This window comes from Polaromonas sp. LjRoot131, from assembly GCF_964252805.1.
GTDB lineage: Bacteria > Pseudomonadota > Gammaproteobacteria > Burkholderiales > Burkholderiaceae_C > Polaromonas.
This window is the reverse complement of record NZ_CAXUPF020000005.1, coordinates 385341-392708: the sequence shown is the minus strand read 5'-3', so window position 1 is coordinate 392708 and position 7368 is coordinate 385341. Positions and strand designations below refer to the sequence as shown.

10 protein-coding genes are annotated in these 7368 nt (G+C 66.8%); 7 read left to right on the top strand and 3 right to left on the bottom strand.

Features of this window, described 5'->3' with window-relative positions:
- Positions 1-123 precede the first annotated feature (123 nt).
- The 3 genes from ACSQ27_RS22095 to flgA all read right to left on the bottom strand — a co-directional run bounded on the left by ACSQ27_RS22095 (position 124) and on the right by flgA (position 1672).
- On the bottom strand, positions 124-579 hold the full coding sequence (locus ACSQ27_RS22095) for a flagella synthesis protein FlgN (RefSeq protein ID WP_436157639.1): 456 nt from the start codon (positions 577-579) through the stop codon (positions 124-126).
- Entirely contained in the window at positions 576-860 is a 285-nt protein-coding gene (gene flgM / locus ACSQ27_RS22090; protein WP_436157638.1) for a flagellar biosynthesis anti-sigma factor FlgM, read from the bottom strand. Before flgM ends, ACSQ27_RS22095 begins: the two co-directional genes overlap by 4 nt.
- Positions 861-943: 83 nt before the next feature.
- Positions 944-1672, bottom strand: coding sequence for a flagellar basal body P-ring formation chaperone FlgA (flgA, locus tag ACSQ27_RS22085; protein ID WP_436157637.1), 729 nt, complete (start codon positions 1670-1672; stop codon positions 944-946).
- A gap of 407 nt (positions 1673-2079) precedes the next feature.
- On the opposite strand from flgA, the gene flgB reads away from it, so the two are divergent.
- From flgB to ACSQ27_RS22050, 7 genes are all read left to right on the top strand, one after another.
- On the top strand, positions 2080-2484 hold the full coding sequence (gene flgB, locus ACSQ27_RS22080; RefSeq protein WP_436157636.1) for a flagellar basal body rod protein FlgB: 405 nt from the start codon (positions 2080-2082) through the stop codon (positions 2482-2484).
- Positions 2485-2527: 43 nt separating this feature from the next.
- Positions 2528-2944, top strand: a complete 417-nt coding sequence (gene flgC / locus ACSQ27_RS22075; protein WP_436157635.1) for a flagellar basal body rod protein FlgC — start codon at positions 2528-2530, stop codon at positions 2942-2944.
- 37 nt (positions 2945-2981) lie between these two features.
- On the top strand, positions 2982-3647 hold the full coding sequence (locus ACSQ27_RS22070; RefSeq protein ID WP_436157634.1) for a flagellar hook assembly protein FlgD: 666 nt from the start codon (positions 2982-2984) through the stop codon (positions 3645-3647).
- Positions 3648-3746: 99 nt separating this feature from the next.
- Complete coding sequence (flgE, locus tag ACSQ27_RS22065) at positions 3747-5033, top strand: flagellar hook protein FlgE (protein ID WP_436157633.1); 1287 nt, start codon at positions 3747-3749, stop codon at positions 5031-5033.
- A 43-nt stretch (positions 5034-5076) separates the two neighbouring features.
- On the top strand, positions 5077-5820 hold the full coding sequence (locus tag ACSQ27_RS22060; protein WP_436157632.1) for a flagellar basal body rod protein FlgF: 744 nt from the start codon (positions 5077-5079) through the stop codon (positions 5818-5820).
- A gap of 56 nt (positions 5821-5876) precedes the next feature.
- Positions 5877-6659, top strand: a complete 783-nt coding sequence (gene flgG, locus ACSQ27_RS22055; protein WP_436157631.1) for a flagellar basal-body rod protein FlgG — start codon at positions 5877-5879, stop codon at positions 6657-6659.
- The gene (locus ACSQ27_RS22050; protein ID WP_436157630.1) at positions 6659-7360 is read left to right on the top strand and encodes a flagellar basal body L-ring protein FlgH; all 702 of its coding nucleotides are present in this window, start codon (positions 6659-6661) and stop codon (positions 7358-7360) included. Before flgG ends, ACSQ27_RS22050 begins: the two co-directional genes overlap by 1 nt.
- The last annotated feature ends 8 nt before the right edge of the window (positions 7361-7368 follow it).

Sequence of the window (7368 nt, the reverse complement as noted above, 5' to 3'; positions counted from 1 at the left end):
TGCCGGGCTACCCCCGGCCAGCAGGTCTAAGCAAAGGGCAAAGGGCACGGGAAGCGCGCAAGCCGGAGCGAGGGCTTACCCCTTCCCCTGCCCTAAGCTAGCGGGGGAGGGAGCGGGAGGGCCTCAGCCAACCGCGAGCCGGTTGCCACCACCACCCGACTGGTGCGTCCCATCCGGCCCATACAGCGGCTGGCCGCCGGCCTTGAGGAAGTTCAGGGTCTGGCGCGTGAAGTCCAGGTGCGTGTGGACCATCACGCCGTTGCGGTGATTGAGCGCATGGGCCTCGGCCGCGCGTGCCAGCACCTGCTGCCAGGCGCTTTTGAGCGCGGCATCGCCGGCGGCCGCCGCGGCATCGGCGCCGCTGCGCCCGGGGCCGTAACCCAGGGCCAGCTGCTGCGCCTCGCGCCGACGGCCTATCAGGGTGATCTGGTCGGCGAGGTGGGATTTGCGTTCGGCCAGCCCGGGCAGTTCGGCGAAAGCGCCTTCGGTCATGGCCTGGGCTTCCTGGACCAGCAGCTCCAGGAACAGGCCTGTCGCGGCATGCTCCCGGTGCAGCAGGTTGAGCAGCGCGCCGCTCATTTTTTCTCTTCGCCCAGCAGGTCGCGCACGGTGGCCAGCAGGCCGTCGGCGATTTTTCCGGTGTTGACCTGGTAGCGGCCGGCGCTGATTTCTTCGCGGATCCGCGCCACGCGGGCGGCGTCGAAGTCCGAGTGGGTGGACAGCTGCGGCGCCGGCGCGGCCGGGCGTGCCAGGCTGGCAGAAGCCTGGGTTTCCGACGTGGGCCGGCCTTCGCGGGGGGCGGTGGGAGCGACGCTGTCGGCCACATTCTTGAGGAATGTGAAGGTTTTCTGGATGTTCATGGGGTATTCCTCAGGGGGATCTGACCGATCTAACGGCCGCCCGGATGAAAACTTTAGGGGTCATTTGAAAAAAAATCGGGAATTCAGCGAACCCGCTCCACCGTGCCGTCGGCCAGGGCGATGCCGCTGAGCAGCTGGCCGCCGGCCGTCCTGACCTGGACCAGGGCCCCGGCCGCCGCGCTGGCCATGGCCTTGCCTTCGGTGCTGACGGTAAAACCGGCGCCGCGCGCGCGCAGGCGCACGTTCTGGCCCTGCTGCACCGCGATGGCGGCGCGCAGCGATTCGCGCCGCAGCGGCGCGCCCGAGGCAATGCTGTTCAGGGCCGTGACGCCGTCGAACTGGGCGGCGTCCACGACCACGCCGCGCGGCAGGGCCGTGAGGTCGCCTTCGCGGACGGCGGCATCGGCCGGCGTGAGCACTTGCCCCGCGCTGAGGGGCCTGGCCGCGACGTAATAGTTGCCGTGCACGGCGACGTACGCCGGCACATAACGCGTCCAGGGCTGGCCCGCGTTGCAGCGCACGCCGACCGACACGCGGCCCCAGAGGCGTGCGCCGCCGGGCAGAAAGGGTTCGAGCGCATCGCAGGGCGGCAGCGCGCCCGACATCGGTGTGTCGATCGTGATCACCACCCGGCCGGGCAGGCCCGCGGCCTGGTTTTGCAAAAACTGCTCGATCACGGGGCGCGCGTCGCCGGCCAGCGGCGCGGGGTGCGGGCCCGCGGCTTGCGCCGGTGGGCTCAAGGCGGCCACGCTTGCCATCACCAGCACCACGCTGGGTACGAATCGTGAGAGCAGGGCTCCGAACGCGAACATCTTGAGGGAATCTTTCAATAGACAGGCTTTTTTGACACAAGCCGTGCGTCGCTTAGATGTCTTCATCTGCGTAAACCTGCGAAATCTGCGGATATGAATTCATCCACAGATTTCGCAGGTTTACGCAGATTGAAAACGGGTATAGGCCTTGATTCTAGGAATCGGCAGCGCTGCGCAAGGCTTGAAGTGCGAGGCAATCGGGCTGTTGTTCATGCGATTGAAAACCGTCTCTCAGTAGTGCAATGCGTAACTTGGAATGCATGGCTCTGCGGCACCCGGAAGGCCTGAATTGGATGCCGAAACGCCGTCTGTTCCGCAGATTGCGAAAACAGGCCATTCCTACAATTATTTTTGGACATCAACGGCGGTGGCGCCCGTGCGCCACGGCTGAAATGACGGAGAAAAACATGCTCGACAAACTGGATTCGGCACTGCGCTTTCACCAGGAGGCGCTGAGCCTCAGGGCGCGGCGGCAGGAAGTGCTGTCGGCCAACATCGCGAATGCGGACACGCCCAACTACAAGGCGCGCGACTTCGACTTCAGCAGCCGCCTCACGGAGGCGGTGGAGCGCGGCCGCCAGTCCATGTCGATGACGATGGCTACCACCTCGGCGCGCCACCTGGCCGGCGAGGCGCATGCGGCCGGCGAGGGCGAGTTGCTGTACCGCACGCCCGCGCAGTCCAGCATCGACGGCAACACGGTGGAGATGGACATGGAGCGTGTCAACTTCGCCGACAACGCCATGCGCTACGAAGCCAACCTCACACTGCTGGGCGCCAAGATCAAGTCGCTGCTGGCGGCGGCCCAGTAAACCACTCCTCGTCAACACACATCAACAAGAACAGGTTTAAGCCATGGCGGATTTCAACAGCTCCAGCGGCATCTTCGCGATCGCCGGTTCCGCCATGACGGCGCAGTCCCAGCGCATGAACGTGGCGGCCAGCAACATGGCCAATGCCGACAGCGTCGCCGGCCCCGATGGCCAGCCCTACCGCGCGCGCCAGGTGGTGTTTGAGACCGCGCCCGTGCCGGGCGATGCAATCGGCGGCGTGCGGGTCTCTCGCGTGATCGAAGACCAATCTCCCTTTCGTTTGGTGCACGACCCGAAGAACCCGGCGGCCAATGCGGAAGGTTATGTCTCCATGCCCAATGTGAACCCGGTGGAGGAGATGGTCAACATGATCTCGGCCTCGCGTTCCTACCAGGCCAACGTCGAGGTGCTCAACACCGCCAAGACGCTGATGCTCAAAACCCTGACGGTCGGCCAGTGAGCGCCGCGCCCCTTATTCCACACACAGGAGAAGATTGATGGCCGTGAACGCCCCCGCCGCATCCGACGCCGCCAGCGCGCTGGGTTCCATGGTGTCCCAGCAGGGCTCCGCCGCAGACAGCGAGCAGCGCTTCCTCAAGCTGCTGGTCACGCAGCTGAACAACCAGGACCCGCTGAACCCGCTGGACAACGCCCAGCTGACCTCGCAGCTGGCGCAGATGAGCACCGTGAGCGGCATTGAAAAACTCAATGGCGCGGTGCAGTCGCTGCTGGCCCAGAGCGGCTCCAGCCAGGTGCTGCAGTCGGCCGCGCTGATTGGCCGCACCGTGCTGGTGCCGGGCAAGGACGTGACGCTCAAAGACGGCGCGCCAGAGAAATTCGGCATCGACCTGGCAGGCGCCGCCGACTCGGTGAAGGTCAGCGTGAAGAACGCCGCCGGCGAGACCGTGCGCACTTTCGACCTGGGCGCGCTGCCGCCCGGCGTGAAGATGGTCGACTGGGACGGCAAGACCGACACCGGCACCGCCGCGCCCGACGGCGCCTACACCCTCAGCGTGACGGCCAAGGCCGGCAAGGAGGACGTGTTGTCCCTGGCGCTGACCTACGCCAAGGTGGCGAGCGTCGCGCAGGTCTACGGTGGCGCTTCGCTCGATTTGGGCGCGGGCCGCAAGGCCGGGCTGGATGAAGTCCGGCAGGTGCTCTGACTCTTTTCAGGTTTTCAGTATTCGATCCGGGCGCAGCCGCCCCTTTGACTTCTCCCTTCAACCGCCAGCAAGCAATCAACTGAATCAAAAGGAAACACCATGGGTTTCGCACAAGGGGTGAGTGGCCTGAACGCCTCCGCCAGCAATCTCGACGTCATCGGCAACAACATCGCCAACTCCGGCACCGTGGGCTTCAAGTCGGGCAACACGCTGTTCTCCGATGTCTATGCGGGCTCCCGCGTCGGCCTGGGCACGCGGGTTGCGGCCGTGGTGCAGAACTTCAGCGCCGGCGCGGTGCAGAGCAGCACGCGCGGGCTGGACGTGGCCATCGTCAACGGTGACGGCTTCTTCCGCATGGCCAGCCCCAGCGGGGAGATCATGTATTCGCGCAACGGCCAGTTCGACCAGGACGCCGACGGTTTCATCGTCAACGCCGGCGGCCTGCGCCTGACCGGCTACCAGCTCTCGGCCAACGGCACGGTGGCCGGCGGAACCCCGGGCCCGCTGCAACTGCCCACCGCGGCCATGGCACCCAAGGCCACACAAAGCATCGTGTCGCAGTACAACCTCGATTCGCGCAGCGCCGTCCCCACCGCCACGCCTTTTGACGCCAACAACTCGGCCACCTACAGCTATTCCAACCCGGTCAAGGTCTACGACTCGCTGGGCAATTCGCATGAGGTCGCCACCTTCTTCGTGAAGACCGGCCCTAACGCCTGGAGCGTCTATGCCACGGCCGACGGCTACCCGCTCAACGCGGCGGGCGCCATGCTCGCCGCGCCCACGCCGGCCGGCCCGCCCGTGGTCGCCAACAGCGCGCCGCTGGCCACCGGCACCCTGAGCTTCGACGGCAACGGCAATCTGGTCGCCGGCGCGCCGACGACGCTGGTGGGCGGCAAGATCAATTTCGCCGGCCTCAATTTCGCCAACGGCTCGAACGCGATGAGCTTCACCATGGACCTGACCAAGTCGACCCAGTTCGGCAACGTCAACGACCCGAAAAAACTCACGCAGGACGGCTTCACCTCCGGCCAGCTGACGGCCTTCGCGATCAATGAAGACGGCACCATCACCGGCAAGTATTCCAACGAGCAGACCCAGACCCTGGGCCAGGTCGTGCTCTCGTCCTTCGTCAACCCCAACGGCCTGCAGCCCAAGGGCGACAACGTCTGGGCCGAGACCGCCGAGTCGGGCCAGCCCCTGACCGGCTCGCCGGGCAGCGGCACCAAGCTGGGCGCGCTGGCGTCCGGTGCGGTCGAGGCCTCCAACGTCGACCTGACCGCCGAGCTCGTGAACCTGATCATCGCCCAGCGCACCTACCAGGCCAACGCGCAGACGGTGAAGACGCAGGACCAGGTCATGCAGACCCTGGTGAACATGCGCTGAGGCCCCCGGGCCGGCGCACAGTGTTTAGACAACAGGGAACAGCATGGACCGGATGATTTACATCGGCCTGGCCGGCGCCAAGCAGGCGCTGGAGCAGCAGGCCTCGGTGGCGCACAACATGGCCAACGCCTCCACGCCCGGCTTTCGCGCGCAGATCAACAGCTTTCGCGCGGTACCGGTCGTCGGCGAAGAGATGGGCACCCGCTCCATGGTGGTGGCGACCACGCCCGGCGCCGACATGAGCGCCGGCCCGCTGATGCAGACCGGCCGCCCGCTGGACGTCGCGGTGCGCGGCGACGGCTGGCTCACGGTGCAACTGCCCGACGGCAGCGAAGCCTACACGCGCCTGGGCAACCTGCAGGTCGGCGCCGAAGGCCAGGTCAGCACCCAGGGCGGGCGTCCGCTGATGGGTGATGCCGGCCCGCTGGTGGTGCCGCCCGGCTCCTCACTCGTGGTGGGCGGCGACGGTGTGCTCACGGCCATAGGCGCGGGCGACCCGGCCGTGGGCGCCGCCGAAGTCGGCCGCCTGAAGCTGGTCAACCCGGCCGTGGCCGACCTGGTGCGCGGCGACGACGGCCTGTTCCGCATGCAGCCGGGCCGGCCCGCGCCGCAGGCCGACCCGGACGTGCGCCTGCAGACCGGCGCGCTCGAGGGCAGCAACGTCAACCCGGTCGAAGCCATGGTGCAGATGATTTCCAACGCGCGGCGCTTCGAGATGCAGATGAAGACGCTGCAGACCGCCGAGGGCAACGACCAGCAGGCCAACAAGCTGCTGGGCAACAGCTGACCCGGCATTCGCCCTCCCACCCTTCACCACCTCTTTACCTCCGCAGGAGTTTTCCCATGATTCGTTCCCTCTGGATCGCCAAGACCGGCCTGGATGCGCAGCAGACCCAGCTCGATGTCGTGTCCAACAACCTGGCCAACGTGGGCACCACGGGTTTCAAGCGCAGCCGTGCGGTGTTTGAGGACCTGCTGTACCAGAACCTGCGCCAGAGCGGCGGCCAGACTTCGGACCAGACGCGCATGCCGTCCGGCCTGCAGATCGGCACCGGCGCGCGCGTGGTGGCGACCGAGCGCATCCACACCCAGGGCAACCCGACCAAGACCGACAACCCGCGCGACGTCTCCATCAACGGCGGCGGCTTCTTCCAGGTGCTGATGCCGGACGGCACCAATGCCTACACGCGCGACGGCTCTTTCCAGCCCGACCAGAACGGCCAGCTCGTGACCGCCAACGGCTACCCGCTGCAGCCGGCCATCACGCTGCCGCAGGACACCACCGGCATGACCATAGGCAGGGACGGCACGGTGTCGATCACGCAGGGCGGCAGCAGCGCCAACGTGCAGATCGGCCAGATCCAGCTGGCGACCTTCATGAACCCCGCGGGCCTGGAAAGCAAGGGCGAGAACCTCTATGTCGAAACCGACGCCTCGGGCGGCGCCAACCAGACCGCGCCCGGCCAGAACGGCGCCGGCGTGCTGAACCAGGGCTACGTCGAATCGTCGAACGTGAACGTGGTGGAAGAGCTGGTCAACATGATCCAGACCCAGCGCGCCTACGAGATCAACAGCAAAGCGGTGCAGACCTCCGACCAGATGCTCGCGCGCCTGGCGCAACTGTGATGGCCGGCCCGATAGCGCACATCGGCCGCGCCTGCGGCTGGATGGCGGCCGCCGTCGGGCTGCTGCTGGGCGGCTGCGCCCAGATGCCGCGCGAGCCCATCGTGCAGCAACCCATGACGGCGCGCGCCGAGGCGCAGCCGCGCCAGGCCGGGCCCGCCAACGGCTCCATCTACCGCACCGGTTTCGGCACGCAAGCCTTGTTTGAAGACCGGCGCCCGCGCTACGTCGGCGACATCCTGACCATCGTGGTCAGCGAGAACATCAATGCCAGCAAGAACTCCGCCGCCGACGCCAGCCGCACGAGCAGCGCGACGTCCATCCTGGGCGTGGTCCCCAAGCTGATCAGCGGCCTGATATCGAGCGACCAGAATGCCGACGCGAGCGGCAAGAACGTCATGAGCGCCAAGGGCGGCGCCAATTCCAGGAACACCTTCAACGGCGTGATCACGGTCACCGTGGTGGAGGTGCTGGCCAACGGCAACCTGCTGGTCAGCGGCGAAAAGCAGATGCTGATCAACCAGGGCACGGAATACATACGCTTCTCGGGCGTGGTCAACCCGCGCACCGTGGGCGCCAACAACGCCGTGCCTTCCAGCCAGGTGGCCGACGCGCGCATCGAGTACAGCGCCAAGGGTTACATCGACGAAGCGCAGACCATGGGCTGGCTGCAGCGTGTCTTCCTCAACGTCCTGCCCTTCTGAACCTGTTC

What these genes read in the sequence shown, in the direction of transcription:
- ACSQ27_RS22095 (WP_436157639.1), bottom strand. Translation starts at nt 579, where the DNA reads ATGAGCGGCGCGCTGCTCAACCTGCTGCACCGGGAGCATGCCGCGACA.
- flgM (WP_436157638.1), bottom strand. Translation starts at nt 860, where the DNA reads ATGAACATCCAGAAAACCTTCACATTCCTCAAGAATGTGGCCGACAGC.
- flgA (WP_436157637.1), bottom strand. Translation starts at nt 1,672, where the DNA reads ATGTTCGCGTTCGGAGCCCTGCTCTCACGATTCGTACCCAGCGTGGTG.
- flgB (WP_436157636.1), top strand. Translation starts at nt 2,080, where the DNA reads ATGCTCGACAAACTGGATTCGGCACTGCGCTTTCACCAGGAGGCGCTG.
- flgC (WP_436157635.1), top strand. Translation starts at nt 2,528, where the DNA reads ATGGCGGATTTCAACAGCTCCAGCGGCATCTTCGCGATCGCCGGTTCC.
- ACSQ27_RS22070 (WP_436157634.1), top strand. Translation starts at nt 2,982, where the DNA reads ATGGCCGTGAACGCCCCCGCCGCATCCGACGCCGCCAGCGCGCTGGGT.
- flgE (WP_436157633.1), top strand. Translation starts at nt 3,747, where the DNA reads ATGGGTTTCGCACAAGGGGTGAGTGGCCTGAACGCCTCCGCCAGCAAT.
- ACSQ27_RS22060 (WP_436157632.1), top strand. Translation starts at nt 5,077, where the DNA reads ATGGACCGGATGATTTACATCGGCCTGGCCGGCGCCAAGCAGGCGCTG.
- flgG (WP_436157631.1), top strand. Translation starts at nt 5,877, where the DNA reads ATGATTCGTTCCCTCTGGATCGCCAAGACCGGCCTGGATGCGCAGCAG.
- ACSQ27_RS22050 (WP_436157630.1), top strand. Translation starts at nt 6,659, where the DNA reads ATGGCCGGCCCGATAGCGCACATCGGCCGCGCCTGCGGCTGGATGGCG.